The sequence below is a fragment of the Amycolatopsis sp. CB00013 genome (assembly GCF_001905755.1).
Classification (GTDB): Bacteria; Actinomycetota; Actinomycetes; order Mycobacteriales; family Pseudonocardiaceae; genus Amycolatopsis; species Amycolatopsis japonica.
Window position 1 is genome coordinate 312166 of record NZ_LIWC01000008.1, and the last position, 18718, is coordinate 330883.

Consider the following 18718-nt stretch of genomic DNA (forward strand, 5'->3'; position numbering starts at 1 on the left):
CCACATTCAGAGGACTAAACGCGCCGGGGCGCGGCAGGGCCCGGGGTGAAGGGGCCCTTCACCGCATGAGACGAGGGGAAAGCGTCCTTCGGCCCCCGGCCCGGGCGCGACGGCCGGCCCGGAGGCCGTGAAGGCCTCCTTGAGGGACTCTGGGTCTCTCAAGGAGGCCTTCACGGACAGACCAACCGCATTCAGAGGACTAAACGCGGGCCCGGGGTCAGAGCGGCGTGACGTAGGCGCCCGAGATGCCGCCGTCCACCAGGAACTGCGAGGCCGTGATGAACGAGGCGTCGTCGCTCGCCAGGAACGCGACCGCGCCCGCGATCTCCTCCGGCTCCGCGAACCGCCCGACCGGCACGTGCACCAGCCGCCGCGCGGCCCGCTCGGGGTCCTTCGCGAACAGTTCCTTGAGCAGCGGCGTGTTCACCGGACCCGGGCACAGCGCGTTCACCCGGATGTTCTCCCGCGCGAACTGCACGCCCAGTTCCCGGCTCATCGCCAGCACCCCGCCCTTGGACGCGGTGTACGAGATCTGCGACGTCGCCGCGCCCATCACCGCGACGAACGACGCCGTGTTGATGATCGAGCCCTTCCCCTGCCGCTGCATATGCGGCAGGACCGCCTTGCAGCACAGGTACACCGACGTCAGGTTGACCTTCTGCACCTTCTCCCACGCGTCGATGCCCGTGGTGAGGATCGAGTCGTCCTCGGGCGGGGAGATACCGGCGTTGTTGAACGCGACGTCGACCGAGCCGAAGGTGTCCACAGTGGTCTGGAACAGGGCCTCGACCTGCTCGGCGTCGGTGACGTCGGCCTGCACGAACAGGCCGCCGACCTCGTCGGCCGCGGCCTTGCCCGCCTCGGCGGAGATATCGCCGATGACGACCTTCGCGCCTTCGCTCGCCAGCCGCCGCGCGGTGGCGAGGCCGATCCCGCTGCTGCCGCCGGTGATGACGGCGACGCGGCCTTCGAAACGCTGAACCATTCCTATTCCTCCGTGCTGATGAAGACGTTTTTGGTCTCGGTGAAGGCGTCGACGGCGTCCGGACCCAGCTCACGGCCCAGCCCGGACTGCTTGAATCCGCCGAACGGCGTCCAGTACCGGACGGACGAATGCGAGTTGACCGACAGGTTCCCGGCTTCGACGCCGCGCGCGACGCGGAAGGCGCGGCCGACGTCGCGGGTCCAGATCGAGCCGGACAGCCCGTACTCGGTCTGGTTCGCCATGGTCACCGCGTCCGACTCCCCGTCGAACGGGACCACCGCGACGACCGGGCCGAAGATCTCGTCCGAGGCCAGCGGATGCCGCAGATCCGGCGGGGTGACGACGGTCGGCGCGAACCAGTACCCGGGGCCGACGGGCGCGTTGCCCCGGAAGGCGACCGGCGCGGAATCGTCCACATAGGACGACACCTTCGCGTGATGCCCCGCCGAGATCAGCGGGCCCATCTCGGTGACCTCCAGCCGCGGATCCCCGACGACGACACCGTTCACGGCGGGTTCCAGCAGCTCCATGAACTTCTCGTACACGCTCGACTGCACCAGGATCAGCGACCGCGCGCAGCAGTCCTGCCCGGCGTTGTCGAAGACGCCGTACGGCGCGGTGGCCGCGGCCTTCTCCAGGTCGGCGTCGGCGAACACGATGTTCGCGTTCTTGCCGCCGAGTTCCAGGGTCACCCGCTTCACCTGCGCGGCACAGCCCGCCATGATCTGCTTGCCGACCTCGGTGGAGCCGGTGAACACCACCTTCCGCACCGCCGGATGGTCCACGAAGCGCTGCCCCACCACGGATCCCTTGCCGGGAAGCACCTGGAAGACGTCTTCGGGGATTCCTGCCTCCCGGGCGAGTTCGCCGAGGCGGATCGCGGTGAGCGGGGTGAGTTCGGCGGGTTTGAGCACGACGGTGTTCCCGGCGGCGAGCGCCGGCGCGAACCCCCAGCCCGCGATGGGCATCGGGAAGTTCCACGGCACGATCACCCCGACCACGCCCAGCGGCTCGTGGAACGTCATGTTCACGCCACCGGGCACCGGGATCTGCTTGCCGCTCAGCCGTTCGGGCGATGCCGAGTAGTACGTCAGCACGTCGCGGACGTTGCCCGCCTCCCAGCGCGCGTTGCCGATCGTGTGGCCGGCGTTGGCGACCTCCAGCGCGGCGAGGTGCTCGATGTCGGCGTCGACGGCGTCGGCGAACCGGCGCAGCAGCCGCGCCCGGTCGCCGGGGGCCACCGCGCGCCAGGCGGGGAACGCCGCGTGCGCACGGGCGATGGCCGCGTCGGTCTCCTCGGCCGAGGTCGGTTCGACCGACCTCACCACCTCCTCGGTGGCGGGGTTGATCACCTCGAACGTGGTCATTCGCGCTCCTTCGCAGCTTTTACCAGCGCTTCGAAAAGCCTGATGTCGTCGGGATTCTGTTCGGGATGCCATTGGACGCCGAGTACGAACCCGTCGCCGGGCAGTTCGGCCGCCTCGATGGTCCCGTCGGCGGCCCAGCCGGCCGGGACCAGCCCGTCACCGAGCTTGTCGATCGCCTGATGGTGGTAACACGGCACCTTGGTCTCGGCGCCGAGGATCGACGCGACGCGGCTGCCCTCGGCAAGCGTCACCGTAGTGGTGCCGAAGATCCCCGGCGAGGGCTGGTGATCCGCATTGTCCACCGTCTCCGGCAGATGCTGGACGAGCGTGCCGCCCAGCGCGACGCTGAGCACCTGCAGCCCGCGGCACACGCCGAGCACCGGTTTCCCACTGTCCAAAGCGGACCGCAGCAGGCCGAACTCGAACGCGTCCCGGTTCGGCCTCGTGTACGTCGTCGCGTGCTGCTCTTGGCCGTAACGTGCCGGGTCGACATCCGCGCCGCCGACCAGCACGAGACCGTCCACGGCGGAGATCAGCCGATCGTGTGCCTCGCTCACCGGCGGCAGCAGGACCGGGATCCCGCCCGCCGCGACGATCCCGTCGACGTAGACCCGGTGGAGCAGCGCCGCTTCGGTCTCCCACACCAGGAACTTCGCTGGTTCCAAATAGGACGTGAGCCCGATCAGGGGCTCAGAGCCGTTCGAAGCCACGGATCCTCTCCCAGTCGGTGACGGCGGCGTCGTACGCGGTGAGCTCGACCTTCGCCGCGTTCAGGTAGTGGTCGACGACCTCGTCCCCGAACGCGGACCTCGCGAGTTCACTCCCGTCCAGCAGCGCCGCCGCGTCCCGCAGCGTGGTCGGCACGGTCGGCTTGGCGGAACCGTAGGCGTTGCCGTGGAACTCCGGCTCCAGCTCCAGTTCGTTCTCGATACCGTGCAGCCCGGCCGCGATCAGCGCGGCCGCCGCGAGGTACGGGTTCACGTCGCCGCCGGGCACGCGGTTCTCCGTGCGCAGCGAATCCCCGTGCCCGACGACGCGGAGCGCGCACGTGCGGTTGTCCGTACCCCACGCGACGGCCGTCGGCGCGAAGCTCCCGGGCACGAACCGCTTGTAGGAGTTGATGTTCGGCGCGAAGAAGTAGGTCAGCTCACGCAGTCCGGCCAGCTGGCCGGCGAGGAAATGCTCCATCAGCGGCGAGAATCCACCTGGGCCGTCTCCGGCCAGGACGGGTTCGCCCGCGGCCGAGCGCAGGCTGATGTGGATGTGACAGGAGTTGCCCTCGCGTTCGTTGTACTTCGCCATGAACGTGAGGCTTTTGCCTTCCTGTGCGGCGATCTCCTTGGACCCGGTCTTGTAGACGCTGTGGTTGTCACAGGTGGTCAGCGCGTCGGCGTAGCGGAACGCGATCTCGTGCTGGCCCGGATTGCATTCGCCCTTGGCGGACTCGACGTACAGCCCCGCTCCGCCCATGTCGTTGCGGATGCGACGCAGCAGCGGTTCGATCCGGGCGGTGCCGAGCATCGAGTAGTCGACGTTGTACTGGTTGGCCGGGCGAAGGTCCTGATAGCGCTTGTCCCAGGCCGATTCGAAGGTGTCGTCGAAGACGATGAACTCCAGCTCGGTGCCGACGTAGGCGGCGAGACCGCGCTCGGCGAGCCTGTCGAGCTGGCCGCGCAGGATCTGGCGGGGCGAGGGGGCCACCGCGCCGCCCTGCACCCGTTCGAGGTCGGCGAGGACCAGCGCGGTGCCCTCCTGCCACGGAAGCAGGCGCAGCGTGTCGAAGTCCGGGCGCATGACGAAGTCGCCGTAGCCGGTCTCCCAGGACGACATCGCGTAGCCGTCGACGGTGTTCATGTCCACGTCGACGGCGAGGAGATAGTTGCACGCTTCGGTGGCGTGCTCGACGACCTCGTTGAGGAAGTACTCGGCGGCGCAGCGCTTGCCCTGCAACCTGCCCTGCATGTCGGTGATCGCCACCAGCACCGTGTCGACGGTGCCGTCCTCGACCAGTTCCCGGAGCCGATCCAGCGTGAGCATGCCGCGCCTGTTCGCCATCAGCCTCACCTAAAGGTTCGAAGCGGTACCTTTGCGGCTTCTTCCTACCGGGTCGACCGGACCCGGTCAACTCCTTCAATGGTCTGGTTCGTTATCCATTGCTCACCGTAGTTGATCCCTGGGCGGATTGTCTGTGATGCCCGGCTGAGAAGATGCTGTGAATCCCGCCGCACCGGGAGGAGATCCGCGCATCCGGGACGTTGTACGGATCAAGAGAGGTGAGAAGGAATGACACAGGCATTCACGCAGCAGACCACGTTCACCGAGCCCCAGGGGCGGGCTCAGCTCCCGACGCTGCCCAGCGGGTGGCCGATCGGCTCCTACGAGTCCTACTCCGAAGCGCAGCGTGCCGTCGACCACCTCGCGGGAACGGACTTCCCGATCACGGACGTCACGATCGTCGGTGTCGAGCCGATCCTGGTGGAGCGCATCGCCGGACGCATGGGCTGGAGCAAGGTGCTGACCAGCTCGGCGCTGTCCGGCGCGATGTTCGGTGTGTTCCTCGGGCTCGTGCTGAGCCTGCTGAACCCGGGCGCCGGGCTGGTGCCGATCATTGTCGGCCTGGTCGGCGGTATCGGGTTCAACCTGCTGTTCGGCGCGCTGGGGTACGCGTCGTCGAAGAACAAGCGAGGGTTCATCTCGCAGAGCCAGCTGGTCGCCCGGCGTTACGACGTCCTGGCCCAGCCGCGCAACGCCGAGAAGGGCCGCGCCCTGCTGGCCGACCTGGCCGCCAGGAGCGCGTTCAACCACTGAGCCTCACCCCACGAGGCGCCGCGTTTCGTCCTCTGAATGCGGTCGTTGGCATCGCGAACCATCGCATTCAGAGGACGAAACGCGGGTGGAGGCGGCCCCCGACGTCCGCCTCCACCCGGGCCACCTAGCGCGTCGGCTGGGTGGAGTTCGACGGCGACGCGGGGGAAGACGGCGGCGCCTGGGCGGTCGTGGAAGGCGGAGCCGGGGTGATCTTCGGGATCGCCGCGCTGAACGGCACGTCCGTCCTTTCCAGACAGTAGCTGCGGTAACCGTTGTAGCCGTTGAGGTTTCCGTCGTTGTCCCGGACTCCCCGATCGAGCCGCGGCCGCGGATAGCGGTTGTCGTCGCCGATCTTCCGCTTCTCGCCCGTGCTCTGCTCGCAGGCGTACCGGGTCGTGCTGAGCGGGCGGCCGTTCTCGTCGTAGAGGTAGATCTCGGTCAGCGGTTTGCCTTCGGCGTCGAACGCGTAGATGTTCTCCACGTCCTGGCTGCCGTACGTCAGCTGCGGGTTCCCGTAGCTGTCGTTGTAGCTCGGCCCATAGGAGCTGTTGTAGGAACCGCCGCCATAGGACCGCTTCGCGATCAGGTCGACCGCCGCGCCCGCCCCGCCGAGCATGCTGCCGATGACGAACGCCGAGATCGGCACGGCCAGCCACAGCAGCCGCCGGTCGGTCTTCAGCTTCGGCCCCGCCCAGACCACCGCGACGGCGGCCAGCAGCATCAGCGGCAACAACAGCACGGCCTCGGTGTCGCGCAGCACGAGCAGCAGGCCGAAGATGACCAGCACCGCCGCGCACAGCACCCACCACGCCGGCTTGAGCGTGCGGAAGTAGTTCAGCCCCTTGCCGTTCCGGTCCTTCTGGAACGAGGCGGCGATCTCGCGGAGCTTGACCACCTCGGGCAGCTCGACGATCGGGGCGACCCCCTTCCGCACCACGTAGGCGACGCTGATCGCGAGTACGGGTGCGACGAAAAGCAGGCCCAGCAACGGTTCCACCCGCACCCACACCGCGGCCGCGAAGCCGAACAACGCGAAGCCGCCGACGGAGAACACCAAGCCCCAGAACGCGAACCGCGCCCCGCCGATCCCGGTCTTCACCTTCAGCACGGCGGTCTTGTCGCCCGCGTCGGGCGGACGCGGCGGATAGCCGCCGGACGCCCGCAGTTCGGCGGCATAGCCTTCCGGGCTCCCCAGACGCTCGATCAAGGCGTCGACCTTGGGGTTCTCCCCCAGCTCCGCCTCCATCTCGGCGAGATGCGGCCGGACGTCTTCGAGGATCTCCTCGACTTCGCTCTCGGGCAGGTCGGCGAGCGCGCTCCTGACCCTCGCCAGATACACCCGCACGGCGGTCGGATTCTGCGTGCTCATGCTGCCTCTCCCAACAGGCTGTTCATTGTCGTGGCGAAAGTCCGCCAGGTCTGCCCCGACTCTTCGAGGCGCTGACGACCCGGCTCGTTGAGGCTGTAGTACTTGCGGTGCGGGCCTTCCTCGCTCGGCACCACATAGGACGTCAGCAGGCCTGCCTTGTACAGCCGCCGAAGCGTCCCGTACACCGAAGCGTCGCCCACTTCCTGCAACCCCGCGATACGGAGTCTTCGGAGCACGTCGTAGCCGTAGCCGTCCTCTCCGCGAAGCACCGCGAGAACGGCGAGGTCCAGCACGCCTTTGAGTAGCTGACTGATCTCCACAGTCGCGTCCCTCCCAGTCTTACGCAACAGAAGGTACCACGCATTACACAGTAGTGCGCACGGCGGAAGCCACTTGCGCCGAAGAGGTGGTTCATGGGTTACTTAGTCCAGTAATGAACCACCGCACCCGAGAGGGTGCTCGAAGACTGGGGACGGAGGTGTCGTGCTCGACGAAGGAACACCCCTGTTCGTGCAGATCGCCGAACAGATCGCCGACGACATCGCCGAGGGAAGCCTGGCCGAGGGGGAACGCGTGCCGTCAACCAACGAACTCGCCGCCTTCTACCGGATCAATCCGGCGACGGCGGCCAAGGGGATCAACGTGCTGGCCGACGACGGCCTGCTCGAAAAGCGACGGGGTATCGGCATGTTCGTCGCCGCCGGCGCGCGGCAGAAGCTGCTCACCGACCGGCGGCAGCGGTTCGCCGAGCAGTACCTCGACCCGATGCTCATCGAAGCGAAGCGCCTCGGCATCGACGACGAAACCTTGATCTCGCTCATCCGCGGGAACGGACACCGGAACGGAGGACCCGCCGCATGACGCCGACCATTTCGACCACCGGCCTGACCCGGCGCTACGGCGACCATCTCGCGCTCGGCGATGTCTCGGTCGACATCGGAGAAGGAAAGATCACCGGCCTGCTGGGCCGCAACGGTGCGGGCAAGAGCACCTTCCTGCGGATCGTGACCGCGCAGGAGTTCGCCAGCGCGGGCTCGGTCCGTGTGTTCGGCGAGACCCCGGTCGAGAACGAGCGGGTGCTGCGGCGCCTGGTGCTCGTCCGCGAAGACCAGCAGTTCCCGGACTTCAAGGTGCGGCACGCCCTTTCGGCGGCGTCGTGGTTCTACCCGAACTGGGACGCGGAACTGGCCGAAGACCTGCTCCGCGACTTCGATCTGCCGACGAAACGCCCGATCAAGAAGCTCTCGCGAGGGATGCGTTCGGCGCTGTCGATCACGATCGGGCTCGCGGCCCGGGCGGAGCTCACGCTGCTCGACGAGCCGTACGCGGGACTCGACGCCGTCGCACGCCAACTGTTCTACGACCGGTTGCTCGACGACTATTCGGCCCATCCCCGCACGATCCTGCTTTCCACGCACCTGATCGACGAGGTCGCCGATCTGCTGGAGCACGTGGTGATGATCGACAAGGGCCGCGTCGTCCTCGACGCGCCCGCCGACGAACTGCGCGGCACTGCCGTCACGGTTTCCGGCCCCTCCCTCGCGGTGGACGACTTCGTCGCCGGCCGCCGGGTGCTGCACCGCCGCAAGATCGGGTCGCGCGCTTCGGTCACCGTCGCCGACGCGCTCGGCCCCGCCGACAAGGCGAAGGCGAAGGCCCTGCATCTCAAGCTGGAGCCGCTTTCCTTGCAGCAGTTGATGGTGCACACCTCCAACGGACAGACCGCAGAGGAGGCGTCCGCATGAACACCCTGGTCAACGTCGCGCGCTACCACCTGGTGGACCGGCTCCAGTACGTCGTCCTCCCGGTCGGCGTCACGTTCTTCGCCTTCGGGGTGAATCTCGCGATCTTCTCGCTGATCCCCGAAACACCCGAGGAGAACTACTCCGGCGGCCTGTTCACGCTGTTCGTGTTCATGCTCGTCTGCGGGGCACTGAGCATGACGAAATCGCTCCCGTTCGGGCTCGCGCTCGGTGTGTCGAGGCGGTCTTACTACCTCGGCACGATCCTGCTGGTCGCCGGGCTCTCCGCGGTGTACGCGGTGGGGGTCACCGTGTTCCAGGTGATCGAAGACGCGACCGGAGGCTGGGGGCTCGGTCTCAACTACTTCCGCGTTCCCTGGTTGCTCGACGGTCCCTGGTACCTGACACTGCTCACGTCGTTCGTGTTCCTGTTGCTGATGTTCGTCTACGGCATGTGGTACGGCCTGATCTACCGGCGCGCCGCGGTGGTGGGTGTCGTCCTGTTCGGCGCGGCGCAGGTCCTGGTGCTGCTGGGCGGGGTGCTGCTGCTCAGCTGGACCGACTCCTGGCCGAAGCTCGGAGAGTTCTTCAGCACGTTGACCGTCGGCGGGATGACCGGGGTGCTCGCCCTGATGGTCTGCCTCGCCGGGGCGGGCGGGTTCGCCACGATGCGCCGCGTCACCGTCTGAGAATCCTTCCACACCAAGGAGTTCCGTTATGGCCGTGGCTCATGTGGTGCTGTCGGTGATGCTGATCGCGATCTTCGCCGTACTGGGGGTGGCGAAGGTCCTGCGTCAGCCGGCGTTGGTCTCCCGGACCGAGAGGCTCGGCTTCTCGGTCCGGGGGATCCAGGGGATCGGAGCGCTGGAGATCGCCGGGGCGGCGGGCCTGGCGGCCGGATTCTTCTGGCCACCGCTCGGGATCGCCGCGGCGATCGGCCTGGTGGCGTTGCTGATCGGGGCGGCGATCTCCCACGCGCGGGCGGGCGACGGGATCAAGGACGTCGCCCCTCCGGTCTGGCTCGCGCTGGTCGCGGCGGCGGCCGCCGTCACCGCGATCGTCTAGCCGTCCGGCGGAACTCGCGTGCTTGGGCACGGAACTCGCGTGCTTGGAGGCGGAACTCGCGGGTGACCTCCACCAGCCACGCCGCTTCGGTGGCGATGTCCGGCTCGTCGAGGTAGGTCGCCGGAACGTCGTCGGGGGCGTACCGGCGGCCTGCCTCGGAGGCGACGAGCGCGGCGGCCAAGGTCGCGGCCTCGACCGTCGCGGCCACGCGGGCTTCGGGGATCTTCGCCTTGCGTGCTTCGGCTTCCGCGACCGGCGGGAGGTCCGGATCGAAGAAGGGCCGCAGCGCGAGATGGCCGTCCCGGATCTCGATGACCCTGCGGTACAAGGCGAATTCCACGCCACCCGGCATACCGGGGCCCGGGTCCAGCGCGATGCCCGGGACGGCTTCGCGCAAGGCGGCCCACAACGGTTCGATCCGCCGGTACGTCCGGTACGTGCCGAGCAGCCGGAACGGAGTGGCCAGCGCGGGCCCCCACACGCTGAGCGTCGCGCCCGCCCCGGCGAGCCCGACGCTCAGCGCCGCCAGGATCGCCGAGAGCGTGTCCTCGCCGGCGTCGACCGCGCCGGTGGTGGCGAGGATGTAGATGTCGTCGACGTCCCAGAAAGTCCAGCCCAGCGCGGAAACCCCGCCGCCGACGAGCAGCCACAGCCCCGTGCGAAGCGGCCCGGGGTCGGCATGCCGCGCGAAACGGGCGAAGACGATCGAGAACGTCAGCAGGCTGATCAGACCGTAGACGAGGAAAAGAACGTTGTACGCGACGAACCAGCCGAGCCCGCCCGGTCCGGCGGCGGTGTGCTCGCCGACGCGATAGCTGCCGGAGAGGAAGAAGAGCGCGATCTCGGCGGCCACGACGGCCCAGGACAGCAGCGCGTGCCGACCGATCCGCTTGCCCTCCCCCAGTTTCAGCGAATGCGCGAACGCGACCGCGAAGGCCATCGCGCCGATCTTGAGCAGATCGGCCGCGAGATTCAGGAGGCTGCCGATGGGTTCTTCGACACCGACGGCGTTCTCCATGGCCGGAGTGAGCAGCATGATGCCGCCCGCGATGCACATGCCGAAGGCGCTGAGGAACCACATCCGCCGCCGAGGCTGGGTGTGCCGGGCCTGGATCAGCTTGTAACCGAAACCCGCGAACGCCACCACGCAACAGAAGTACGCGATGGTCTCGGTCACGGCAGGCGCCGTTTACGGCTGCCGAAGAGGTCGTCGACCCGCGCCAATCCGCCGGCGAGATCACTTCCGCCCTCGTGGTGCCGGACCGTGCCGCGCACCGACGTCCGCGCCACGCGTTGCGCGAGGAGGCTGGCGAGCAGTTCGGCCTCCTGCTCCTCGACCGCGCTGTAACTCGTGCGGCCGAGGACACGGCGGACGAGCTCGGGCGCCAGATTCGGCATGAGGGCCTTGCTGGCGGCGGCGTCGAGCGCGATCCCGTCGGCTCCCGCGTTCGCACCGACGTGACCGCACAGCAGGTGGCCGACCTCGTGCAGCAGGATATGCCGCCGGTGCAGGGCGGTGGTGTTGGTCGGATAGAGGATGTAGTCCGCGCGCTCGGTGCTCATCAGCAGCCCGCACGGGCCACTGGAAGGGACGCTGACCTGCATCAATTCGATCGGACGGCCGCGTCCGGCGGCCAGTTCGGCGACGAAGGACTCCGCGTCGAAGGGTTCGGGAAGCGCCACGCCGTCGGCGAGACTCCGGCAGCGGCGCCACAACTCCTTACGGCGGCGATCCACTCACGACTCCTTCTTCTGGCCGCCCCGTCCGGATTCCCTGCGGGCGATCGCGTCGATCATGTCGCTGATGGTGTCGAGTCCGTCGGGGGAAAGCGTTACGGCCCGGAGCGCGACATCGCGGACGCCGGCGTCGCGGAGGGCGCCGAGGAGCGCGAGTTCCTCGGCGATCTTGGCGCTCTGCTCGTCGTCGAAGAAGTACGCGGGCGAGACGCCGAAGAACTGGGCGAGCGCCTCGAGATGGCGTTTCGTCGGGTTGTCGCGACGGCCGGTGCGCAACTGCCACAGGTACGTCGTCGAGAAGCTCTCGCCGGTGGCCTCGCGGCAGGCCTTGGCGACCTCCTCGTGGCTGTACGGCTCGCGATCGGGTCTCAGCACGATCTGGAACAGCTTGTCGATCTTCTCGGCGAGCGTCGTCTTACCGGGCTCGGTCGCGGCCACCATCCCACTCCCTACATGTCGTGCCCGTTCATGCTAGTTGACGCGGGCCCCGCGCCGTACACGACAGTTTTCACCTCGTGCGCGGCCTCGGCTGGCAACGGGGGCAGGAGAACGACGAACGGTTCATGAAGGGATCGCGCCGGATGGGCGTCCCGCACCGTCCGCAGGGCAGTCCTTCCTGGCCGTAGGCGTCGAGCGAGCGGTCGAAGTATCCGGACTCGCCGTTGATGTTGACGTAAAGCGCGTCGAACGACGTCCCGCCGACGACCAGTGCCGCGGCCATCACGTCGCTCGCGGCGGTGAGCACGGTGCGGCCTTGGGCCGCGGTGAGCCTGCCGGTCGGGCGGGCCCAATGGAGCTTGGACCGCCAGAGCGCCTCGTCGGCGTAGATGTTGCCGATCCCGGAGACGAGCGTCTGGTCGAGCAGGGCGCGTTTGAGCTCGGTCCGCCTCGACCGCAGCGCGCGGACCGCCTGGTCGAGGTCGAACCGAGGATCCATCGGGTCGCGGGCGATATGCGCGATGGTGGTCGGCAACTCCGTCCCGTCGACCTCGGTGAGTTCCGCGAGCGCGAGCCCGCCGAAGGTCCTCTGGTCGACGAAGCGCAGCTCCGGTCCTTCGTCGGCGAAGCGGAATCGCACGCGAAGGTGCTTCTCGTCCGGCGCGTCCCTGGGCTGGACGAGCATCTGGCCGCTCATGCCGAGGTGCGCGAGCATCGCCTGGCCGTCGGAAAGCTCCAGCCACAGGTACTTGCCGCGGCGCCGGGCGGCGGTGATCTTCACGTCGGAGAGCCGTCCGCTGAAGTCCTCGGCGCCGAGTTCGTGGCGGCGGATCGCGCGGGGGTGGAGGACTTCGACCTCGGTGATCATCCGGCCGGAGACATGCGCCTCGAGCCCGGCACGGACCACCTCGACCTCGGGGAGTTCGGGCATACCGTCGATTCTCCCACCGGCCCCCGTGAGCGGTGAGGACGGTCAGGGAGCGAGCGGCCCGACATCCTCCCGCGTCAACGCTTTCCGCGTCCCTCCCGGCAGCAGTTCGTCGGCGCCGACGTCGTACTTCCCCGACCGCGTCTGCAGATCGAAGTCGGTCCCCGCGTACGGGTAGGAGCCGACACCGGCGTCGATCGCCGGGCTCCCGGCGGACAGCCGGTACAACCCGTCCTGCACCAGCTTGGGGTCGACGGCCTTGTAGCCACCCGAAGGCATCCCGGCGGGCCCGCCCCAGGCGATGTTCCCCTCGTATTTCACGTCCGAACCGCCCGGCATGCTCACGAGCTTTCCGGTCCCCTGCAGGATGTTGTTCGCGAGCACGCAGTCCTTGGGCTTGAAGTCGCCGCCGTCGCCGTGGATACCGTCGGTGGTCCCGACGACGGTGTTGTAGGCGACCACGACGCGGTCGGGCCGGTCGTGGAGTTTGCTGTCCGGCCCGCTGTCCGCCTCGTTGCCCGAGCCGAACACGATCCCGCGATTCGCCGTGGTGTGCACGTAGTTGTCGACGATCTTGTGGTCGTTGCCGTGGAAGCGGATCCCGGACCGGCCCAGCAGGATGTTGCCCTCCACCACACTGCGATCCCCGTGGCGCAGCACGATGAAACCGCGGCTGTCGCGGATCGTGTTGTACCGGACGACGTTGTCCGACGACTTCACGGAGATCGCCTCGGAATCACCGTCGGCCTTCTCGAACAGGTTGTACTCGACGACCCCGCCCGCCGAGTACTTCTGGTGATGGCTCAGTCCGAACCGGATCGACTCGCCGCCGTTCGAACCGGTGAACTTGTGGTTGGCGAAGAGGTTGTGGTGGACCTTGACCCGCTTCGCCATGTCCTTCTCCGGACCGAGCACCTGCAGGAAGACACCTTGGGTGGTGCGGTTCTGCAGGACGTTGTGGTCGAACTCGGTGTCGTCACCGTTGAGTGTGACCCAGTTGCCGCCGCCGGAGAGCTGGACGTCGAGCCGGGTCAGCCGGTTGTGCGTGCTGCCGACCGGCACGCTCATCGAGCCGCCGTGCCGGAGCTTGAACCCGCGCAGCACGACATGCGAAGCGCCCGAAGAGAACGAGAAACCCGCGGATCCCTTGATCTCGGCCTTGCCGACGTGTTCCGCGGTGATCGTGATCGGCGCGTTCGCCGTTCCCGACCGTTTGATCGCGATCGCCGAGCCCGCCGAGTAGCTCCCGTCGGCCAGCCGGATCTCATCGCCGGGACCGGCCTTGTCGATCGCGGACTGCAACGCGCTCAACGACGTCACACGGACGACCTGGGCGGCCGAAGCCGTGGAGGGACCTGTCACCAGCGCCAGAATCGTCGCTGTGACCAGGCAGAAATGACGCATCCGCCGACCTCTCGACAGGCGACCTGAAGGGTCGCGTCAGTGGCGGCGGACTGCGATGAGGTTACTGATTCACCGACTCGTGCGTCAACGAACCGTCCCGGTGAAGGGGACTCAGGTCGTCTTCGGCGGCTGCTCGATGTCGAGCTCGGACGAAAGCTGGCGCCAGGCCGTCTCGGCGGCCTTCTGCTCGGCTTCCTTCTTGGTCGTTCCCGAGCCGTAGCCGAGTTCACGCCCGCCGACGAGGACGGTGGCGCTGAACTCCTTGCGGTGATCGGGGCCGGTGTCCTCGACCTTGTACTCGGGCACGCCGAGCCCGGCCGACGCCGTCAGCTCCTGGAGGCTGGTCTTCCAGTCCAGGCCGGCGCCACGCAGCGGCGCCTCGGCGAGCAGGCCGTCGAACAGGTGGTGCACGAGCTTGCGCGCGATGTCGATGCCGTGCTGCTGGTACGCGGCGCCGATGACGGCTTCGAGCCCGTCGGCGAGGATGCTCGCCTTGTCCCGGCCGCCGGTGAGCTCTTCGCCCTTGCCCAGCAACAGGTGCCTGCCCAGCCCGCCTTCGCCGAGGCCGCGCGCGACCCTGGCCAGCGCGTGCATGTTGACCACGCTGGCACGGAGCTTCGCGAGCTGACCTTCGGCCAGTTCGGGATGGGTGTTGTAGAGGTGGTCGGTGACGACCAGGCCCAGCACCGCGTCCCCGAGGAACTCCAGACGCTCGTTCGGCGGCAACCCACCGTTCTCATAGGCATAAGAACGGTGGGTCAGCGACAACGTCAGCAGCTCGGGCTCGATCGTGATCCCGAGTGCTTCGAGCAGTGGTGCGGGGTCCGCGGGTGGTCCACCGGCCGACTTGCCCCCCATGTCGTCAGCTGCCGATCAGGCGGGCTCGACGACCTGGCGACCGTTGTGCTGGCCGCAGGCCGGGCACGCGATGTGCTGGAGCTTCGGCTGCTTGCAGGCGCGGTTGGAGCAGGGCACCAGCTGAACCGGAGCCGCCTTCCACTGGCTGCGGCGCGCGCGGGTGTTGGATCGCGACATCTTCCGCTTCGGGACGGCCACGAGTAGATCTCCTTCAGACGGTCTGCCCGCGGTCGCGAGCGAACTTGCTTCTCCGGAACGAGCTGGTGCTCGTCAGGCTTGCTTTCCGGGGCCATCGGCCTGGTCATCGCCCGTTTCGTCCTCGAAACGATCGACCAGCGCGGCCCACCGAGGGTCTATCTTCTCATGCCCGTGCCCGGGCTCGAGATCGGCCCACTTGACACCGCATTCGGTGCACAGTCCCCGGCAGTCCTCGGTGCACAGCGGGGCCAGCGGCAGCGCCAGCACCACCGCGTCGCGGACGGTCGGCTCGAGATCGATCCGGTCGTCCACCAGGCGGGGGATCTCGTCCTCGTCGGTGGTCTCCTCGGTCGCGGAGCCGGGGTAGGCGAAGAGCTCGGTCAGGTCGACCTCGACGTCCTCGGTGATCGGGTCGAGGCACCGCGAGCAGTGCCCCGTCGCGACGGCGGACGCCGTACCGCTGACGAGCACACCCTCGACGACGGATTCGAGCATCAGGTCGAGCTCCAGGCTGGAGCCGGCGTCGATGGTGATGACGTCGGGCACACCGAGCGCGGACTCGACGGGGATCGAGCGTTGGACGGCCTTGCTCAGGCCGGCGTGACGGCCGAGCTCGCGGGTGTCGAGCACCCACGGGTTCCGGTCGTCCAGCTGCGCAGGCCTGGCCTGCGGCGACTTGTTCTCAGACATCGGTCACCAGGGTACGCAGGTACCGCCACTCACTTTCGGGCGGCCGGAGGCCGGGCAAGTCCGTGAAGGCCCCCTTGAGGGACCCAGGGTCCCTCGAAGTTCCCCTCACCCATCGCGAAGCACCCAAGCCGGCGGCCAGTGAGTCGCTGCTGCAGGAGCCGTCCGTGAAGGCCTCCTTACCTACCCTGAAGGTAGCGAAGGAGGCCTTCACGTACTTACAGGTGCCCAGGCGATCAGCTCTGGTAGTCGTACAGCGAGGTCCGGCTGTTGCCCGGCAGGTTGACCGGCGACCGCAGGTGGTTGCGCCCGGAGTCGACCGTCCGCAGCGTGGTCGCCAGCAGTTCGGAGAACTCGGCCAGCTTCCCGTCGACGTAGGCGTCGCAGTCGCCGCGCTGCTTGTCGGCCTCGACGTGCGCCTCGTCGACGATGCGCGCCGCCTCGCCGTGCGCGGCCTGGACGACCTCGGTCTGGGCGACGAGCCTGGCCTGTTCGGCGCGGCCCTCCTCGATCGCGCGCTCGTAGGCGTCGCGGCCCGCCTGGATCATCCGTTCCGACTCGGCACGCGAGCGGTCGGTGAGGTTCTGGAACTCGGCCTGTCCGGCGGCGACCATGCGCTCGGCCTCGCCGTGCGCGTCGCTCATCATCTGCTCGGCGCGGGCCCGGGCGTCGGCGAGGATGCGCTCGGCCTCGGCCTGCGCGTCGGCGACCGTGCGGTCGGCCTCGGTGTTCGCCGTGGTGATCGTCTCCGCCGCCTCGGTACGGGCGGTCTGGATCAGCTGATCACGTTTGTCCAGGACGTCCTGCGCGTCGTCGACCTCGCCCGGCAGGGCGTCACGGATGTCGTCGAGCAGCTCCAGGGTGTCGCCACGCGGGACGACGCAACTGGAGGTCATCGGCACGCCGCGGGCTTCCTCCACGATGGTGACGAGCTCGTCGAGCGCCTCGAAAACCCGGTACACGGCCACTCCCTACCTACAGCGATCCCCACATTCCCTGAGTTCAGTTTGCCCTCATCGCCGCCGTAAGGGGTGAAAGCGCGCGGTACCGGGCGTGTCCCCGCCGGTACCGCGCGCCATGATCACCTCGGGGCGAACGCCGGATCCAGGACCAACGCGAGCAGTTGCCGGTCGGTCAAGGACGGGGCACCGCGGTCGCCGTCGTCCAGTGTGCCGAGATCGGCGATGTTGACCGAGCCACCGCCGCCGGGCGGGAAGGCGATCGCGGCGCGGGTGACGATCCTCCCGGTCGTGAACCCTTGACCGAGGATGACGTCGCCGTCCGATTCCGCCGACTTCGGCGCGGTTTCGGAGATCACCACGAAGCTCCCGTCCGGCTGGGGAAGTTCCACGCACCGCGTCGGCTTGCGATCCGACCCGATCGCGTCGGCCCTCTTCGCCGGGTCACACCGGTTTTCGCGCGGATATCCGTCCTTCGTGCTCACCGGACCGGCGATCGTGAGGTTGACGCCCCGCGGCCGCCCTTCGGCGTCGGTGTACCTGACTTCCGAGGTCTTCAGGTCCCCGAACCCCACGAAGTCCCGCACTTGGATGTCCTTCGCGCCGGCGAGCACCTTCGGCATCACGTCCTTCAGGTGCTGGAGCGGGTCCTTCGGTGCGGCCTGCGACGCCGCCGGCGCCAGCGGCGCGGGGCCGCCCCCGGGCGCCACGAACACCACCGCCGCCGCGATCACCGCCAGTGTCGCGACCCCCGTGGCGACGACCCCTCGCCGGTTTCGCGCCTTCTTCGCCGCCTTCCCGGCGACCTCGTCCGGGTCGAAGCCGAGCGGTGGCTCGGCCAGTGTGATCCCGCGCAGCCTGTTTTCGAGTTCGTCCATCACGCGCTCCTCCCGGAGACAGCCTCGTCGTGCTGTCTCTGCAGGGCCGCACGGAGGACGTCGAGTCCCCGCGCGGCCTGGCTCCTGACCGTCCCTTCCGAACAGCGCAGCGCGACGGCCACCTCGGCGACCGGGAGATCGGCGCAGTAGCGCAGCACGACGGCGGCGCGCTGTTTCGGGGGAACTTCGGCGAGGGCGCGAAGCAACGAATCCGAGATGCCGGCGGTGGCCGGAGCGGCGGGCTCGTCGGGGACGACGCCGTCGCGGTTCTCTCTGCTCCGCCAAGGTCGTCGCCGCTCGTCGAGCCAGCAGCGCATCAGGATCTGCCTCGTGTAGTTGTCGACGGGCCCTTTCCGGCGGACCTTCGGCCAGACCCGGTAGAGCTTGATGAGCGCGGTTTGGACCAGATCCTCCGCGAGATGCCAGTCGCCGCAGAGCAGATACGCCGTCCGCCTGAGCGGTAGCGCCTTGTCCCTGGCGAACTCCCTGAAGCTCGCATCGTCCCCAGACCGCATCGTGCCTCCTCGTCCGTGTTCCGGTGTATCTCACGGACGGGGAGGCACGAAATGTTGCACGGACGGGTCAGCCGGCGAGGTTCACCAGCTTGAAGGTGACGTAGCGGTCCGGCGTGTAGACGATCTCGCCGCCCTTGCCGGAGATCACGCGGTCGCTCGTGCCCACCGGGAACAGCTGGTAGTAGCCGGCGGCGCACGACGGCAGCACACCTTCGCGGTTCTCGTAGACGGTGCCGGTCGCGCCGCCGCGGGCCTTGTCCACCACGGACTTGGCCGCGGAAGACAGCGTCGAGTAGCCGATCTTCGTCAGCTTCGAGGTGTCACCGCAGGACGGCGCCGGGGTGCCGTCGACGTCGATCACGGAGAAGGTCTTGTAGTGGTCGGCGGTGTAGAAGAACTCCCCGCCGTTACCGGTGACGATGCGCCGCGCGCCGCGGTCCGGCGAACCGGGCGTCGGGACCGTGTACTCGTGGTAGTAGGCCGAAGCGCACTTCGGAAGGATGTTCTCCCGGTTCGAGAAGACCGTGCCGTCCTTGTCCGGGTACGGGAACGGCCCGCCCTTCTTGATGAGGTCGTAGGTCGTCGTCGCCTCGGCGGGCAGCGACGACAGCGACACGTGCTTGAACCCGGTGAGATCCCCGCAAGGGTTCTGCTGGACGAAGACGGGGGCGGCCGTGGCCTGCGCGGCACTCAGCCCGCCGAAGAAGCTGACAAGCAGAACGAGCAGCGCGGCGGCGATCCGCGATCGTTTGTTGGTCATTTTCGGACCGTAACCCGATC

General features: G+C 68.4%; 23 protein-coding genes. 5 read left to right on the forward strand and 18 right to left on the reverse strand.

From position 1 onward, the window contains the following. Window positions 1–217: 217 nt before the first annotated feature. The 4 genes from AMK34_RS41115 to AMK34_RS41130 are packed head-to-tail and all read right to left on the reverse strand — an operon-like array spanning window position 218 to window position 4407. A complete protein-coding gene (locus tag AMK34_RS41115) occupies window positions 218–985 on the reverse strand; it encodes a 3-oxoacyl-ACP reductase (protein WP_037342142.1) in 768 nt (255 codons plus the stop codon). A 2-nt stretch (window positions 986–987) separates the two neighbouring features. After that, window positions 988–2352: an aldehyde dehydrogenase family protein gene (locus AMK34_RS41120; RefSeq protein ID WP_038509612.1), complete on the reverse strand. Its 1365-nt coding sequence runs from the start codon at window positions 2350–2352 to the stop codon at window positions 988–990. Then, window positions 2349–3062: a gamma-glutamyl-gamma-aminobutyrate hydrolase family protein gene (locus AMK34_RS41125; protein ID WP_038509610.1), complete on the reverse strand. Its 714-nt coding sequence runs from the start codon at window positions 3060–3062 to the stop codon at window positions 2349–2351. Before AMK34_RS41125 ends, AMK34_RS41120 begins: the two co-directional genes overlap by 4 nt. After that, window positions 3043–4407, reverse strand: coding sequence for a glutamine synthetase family protein (locus tag AMK34_RS41130; RefSeq protein WP_083650152.1), 1365 nt, complete (start codon window positions 4405–4407; stop codon window positions 3043–3045). The genes AMK34_RS41125 and AMK34_RS41130 overlap by 20 nt, the downstream gene beginning before the upstream one ends. A gap of 228 nt (window positions 4408–4635) precedes the next feature. Here AMK34_RS41130 and AMK34_RS41135 point away from each other — a divergent pair, with 228 nt between their 5' ends. Continuing rightward, the gene (locus tag AMK34_RS41135) at window positions 4636–5160 is read left to right on the forward strand and encodes a general stress protein (RefSeq protein ID WP_038509609.1); all 525 of its coding nucleotides are present in this window, start codon (window positions 4636–4638) and stop codon (window positions 5158–5160) included. Between the two features lie 124 nt (window positions 5161–5284). On the opposite strand, the gene AMK34_RS41140 is transcribed toward AMK34_RS41135, so the two are convergent. Both AMK34_RS41140 and AMK34_RS41145 read right to left on the reverse strand, forming a co-directional pair. Continuing rightward, window positions 5285–6529, reverse strand: coding sequence for a DUF1700 domain-containing protein (locus tag AMK34_RS41140; RefSeq protein ID WP_073849150.1), 1245 nt, complete (start codon window positions 6527–6529; stop codon window positions 5285–5287). Next, a complete protein-coding gene (locus AMK34_RS41145) occupies window positions 6526–6849 on the reverse strand; it encodes a PadR family transcriptional regulator (protein WP_034323457.1) in 324 nt (107 codons plus the stop codon). Before AMK34_RS41145 ends, AMK34_RS41140 begins: the two co-directional genes overlap by 4 nt. A gap of 163 nt (window positions 6850–7012) precedes the next feature. On the opposite strand from AMK34_RS41145, the gene AMK34_RS41150 reads away from it, so the two are divergent. The 4 genes from AMK34_RS41150 to AMK34_RS41165 are packed head-to-tail and all read left to right on the forward strand — an operon-like array spanning window position 7013 to window position 9336. Next, window positions 7013–7390, forward strand: coding sequence for a GntR family transcriptional regulator (locus AMK34_RS41150; RefSeq protein ID WP_016336380.1), 378 nt, complete (start codon window positions 7013–7015; stop codon window positions 7388–7390). Then, window positions 7387–8274, forward strand: coding sequence for an ABC transporter ATP-binding protein (locus AMK34_RS41155; protein ID WP_073849151.1), 888 nt, complete (start codon window positions 7387–7389; stop codon window positions 8272–8274). The genes AMK34_RS41150 and AMK34_RS41155 overlap by 4 nt, the downstream gene beginning before the upstream one ends. Continuing rightward, window positions 8271–8960, forward strand: coding sequence for a hypothetical protein (locus AMK34_RS41160; RefSeq protein ID WP_038509601.1), 690 nt, complete (start codon window positions 8271–8273; stop codon window positions 8958–8960). The genes AMK34_RS41155 and AMK34_RS41160 overlap by 4 nt, the downstream gene beginning before the upstream one ends. Window positions 8961–8988: 28 nt before the next feature. Next, window positions 8989–9336: a DoxX family protein gene (locus tag AMK34_RS41165; protein ID WP_038509599.1), complete on the forward strand. Its 348-nt coding sequence runs from the start codon at window positions 8989–8991 to the stop codon at window positions 9334–9336. On the opposite strand, the gene AMK34_RS41170 is transcribed toward AMK34_RS41165, so the two are convergent. The 12 genes from AMK34_RS41170 to AMK34_RS41225 form a co-directional block, all read right to left on the reverse strand. Then, entirely contained in the window at window positions 9320–10513 is a 1194-nt protein-coding gene (locus AMK34_RS41170) for an MAB_1171c family putative transporter (protein WP_073849152.1), read from the reverse strand. The genes AMK34_RS41165 and AMK34_RS41170 overlap by 17 nt on opposite strands. Continuing rightward, on the reverse strand, window positions 10510–11073 hold the full coding sequence (locus AMK34_RS41175; RefSeq protein WP_073849153.1) for a hypothetical protein: 564 nt from the start codon (window positions 11071–11073) through the stop codon (window positions 10510–10512). Before AMK34_RS41175 ends, AMK34_RS41170 begins: the two co-directional genes overlap by 4 nt. Further along, entirely contained in the window at window positions 11074–11514 is a 441-nt protein-coding gene (locus AMK34_RS41180) for a helix-turn-helix domain-containing protein (protein WP_016336386.1), read from the reverse strand. Between the two features lie 67 nt (window positions 11515–11581). Then, window positions 11582–12442, reverse strand: coding sequence for a bifunctional DNA-formamidopyrimidine glycosylase/DNA-(apurinic or apyrimidinic site) lyase (gene mutM / locus AMK34_RS41185; RefSeq protein WP_073849154.1), 861 nt, complete (start codon window positions 12440–12442; stop codon window positions 11582–11584). A 42-nt stretch (window positions 12443–12484) separates the two neighbouring features. Further along, window positions 12485–13843 (reverse strand): polysaccharide lyase 6 family protein, encoded by a 1359-nt coding sequence (locus AMK34_RS41190; protein ID WP_073849155.1) that lies wholly within the window; start codon window positions 13841–13843, stop codon window positions 12485–12487. 111 nt (window positions 13844–13954) lie between these two features. Further along, entirely contained in the window at window positions 13955–14701 is a 747-nt protein-coding gene (gene rnc, locus AMK34_RS41195) for a ribonuclease III (protein WP_198941857.1), read from the reverse strand. A 15-nt stretch (window positions 14702–14716) separates the two neighbouring features. Next, window positions 14717–14899: a 50S ribosomal protein L32 gene (rpmF, locus tag AMK34_RS41200; protein WP_005160412.1), complete on the reverse strand. Its 183-nt coding sequence runs from the start codon at window positions 14897–14899 to the stop codon at window positions 14717–14719. Window positions 14900–14971: 72 nt separating this feature from the next. After that, on the reverse strand, window positions 14972–15589 hold the full coding sequence (locus tag AMK34_RS41205; protein ID WP_037342128.1) for a YceD family protein: 618 nt from the start codon (window positions 15587–15589) through the stop codon (window positions 14972–14974). Window positions 15590–15822: 233 nt separating this feature from the next. After that, window positions 15823–16548 carry a DivIVA domain-containing protein gene (locus AMK34_RS41210; protein ID WP_073849191.1) on the reverse strand — a complete coding sequence of 242 codons (726 nt, stop codon included), beginning with the start codon at window positions 16546–16548 and terminating at the stop codon, window positions 15823–15825. Window positions 16549–16667: 119 nt separating this feature from the next. After that, on the reverse strand, window positions 16668–17423 hold the full coding sequence (locus tag AMK34_RS41215; RefSeq protein WP_073849156.1) for a hypothetical protein: 756 nt from the start codon (window positions 17421–17423) through the stop codon (window positions 16668–16670). After that, on the reverse strand, window positions 17423–17938 hold the full coding sequence (locus tag AMK34_RS41220) for a SigE family RNA polymerase sigma factor (protein ID WP_073849157.1): 516 nt from the start codon (window positions 17936–17938) through the stop codon (window positions 17423–17425). Before AMK34_RS41220 ends, AMK34_RS41215 begins: the two co-directional genes overlap by 1 nt. A 67-nt stretch (window positions 17939–18005) precedes the next feature. After that, on the reverse strand, window positions 18006–18698 hold the full coding sequence (locus tag AMK34_RS41225) for a ribonuclease domain-containing protein (RefSeq protein WP_073849158.1): 693 nt from the start codon (window positions 18696–18698) through the stop codon (window positions 18006–18008). Between the last annotated feature and the right edge of the window lie 20 nt (window positions 18699–18718).

Bases quoted from the DNA above. Each gene is read 5' to 3' on its own strand.
- AMK34_RS41115 (WP_037342142.1), bottom strand. From the start codon at position 985: ATGGTTCAGCGTTTCGAAGGCCGCGTCGCCGTCATCACCGGCGGCAGC.
- AMK34_RS41120 (WP_038509612.1), bottom strand. From the start codon at position 2,352: ATGACCACGTTCGAGGTGATCAACCCCGCCACCGAGGAGGTGGTGAGG.
- AMK34_RS41130 (WP_083650152.1), bottom strand. From the start codon at position 4,407: ATGGCGAACAGGCGCGGCATGCTCACGCTGGATCGGCTCCGGGAACTG.
- AMK34_RS41135 (WP_038509609.1), top strand. From the start codon at position 4,636: ATGACACAGGCATTCACGCAGCAGACCACGTTCACCGAGCCCCAGGGG.
- AMK34_RS41140 (WP_073849150.1), bottom strand. From the start codon at position 6,529: ATGAGCACGCAGAATCCGACCGCCGTGCGGGTGTATCTGGCGAGGGTC.
- AMK34_RS41155 (WP_073849151.1), top strand. From the start codon at position 7,387: ATGACGCCGACCATTTCGACCACCGGCCTGACCCGGCGCTACGGCGAC.
- AMK34_RS41160 (WP_038509601.1), top strand. From the start codon at position 8,271: ATGAACACCCTGGTCAACGTCGCGCGCTACCACCTGGTGGACCGGCTC.
- AMK34_RS41165 (WP_038509599.1), top strand. From the start codon at position 8,989: ATGGCCGTGGCTCATGTGGTGCTGTCGGTGATGCTGATCGCGATCTTC.
- AMK34_RS41180 (WP_016336386.1), bottom strand. From the start codon at position 11,514: ATGGTGGCCGCGACCGAGCCCGGTAAGACGACGCTCGCCGAGAAGATC.
- mutM (WP_073849154.1), bottom strand. From the start codon at position 12,442: ATGCCCGAACTCCCCGAGGTCGAGGTGGTCCGTGCCGGGCTCGAGGCG.
- AMK34_RS41190 (WP_073849155.1), bottom strand. From the start codon at position 13,843: ATGCGTCATTTCTGCCTGGTCACAGCGACGATTCTGGCGCTGGTGACA.
- rnc (WP_198941857.1), bottom strand. From the start codon at position 14,701: ATGGGGGGCAAGTCGGCCGGTGGACCACCCGCGGACCCCGCACCACTG.
- AMK34_RS41205 (WP_037342128.1), bottom strand. From the start codon at position 15,589: ATGTCTGAGAACAAGTCGCCGCAGGCCAGGCCTGCGCAGCTGGACGAC.
- AMK34_RS41215 (WP_073849156.1), bottom strand. From the start codon at position 17,423: ATGGACGAACTCGAAAACAGGCTGCGCGGGATCACACTGGCCGAGCCA.
- AMK34_RS41220 (WP_073849157.1), bottom strand. From the start codon at position 17,938: ATGCGGTCTGGGGACGATGCGAGCTTCAGGGAGTTCGCCAGGGACAAG.
- AMK34_RS41225 (WP_073849158.1), bottom strand. From the start codon at position 18,698: ATGACCAACAAACGATCGCGGATCGCCGCCGCGCTGCTCGTTCTGCTT.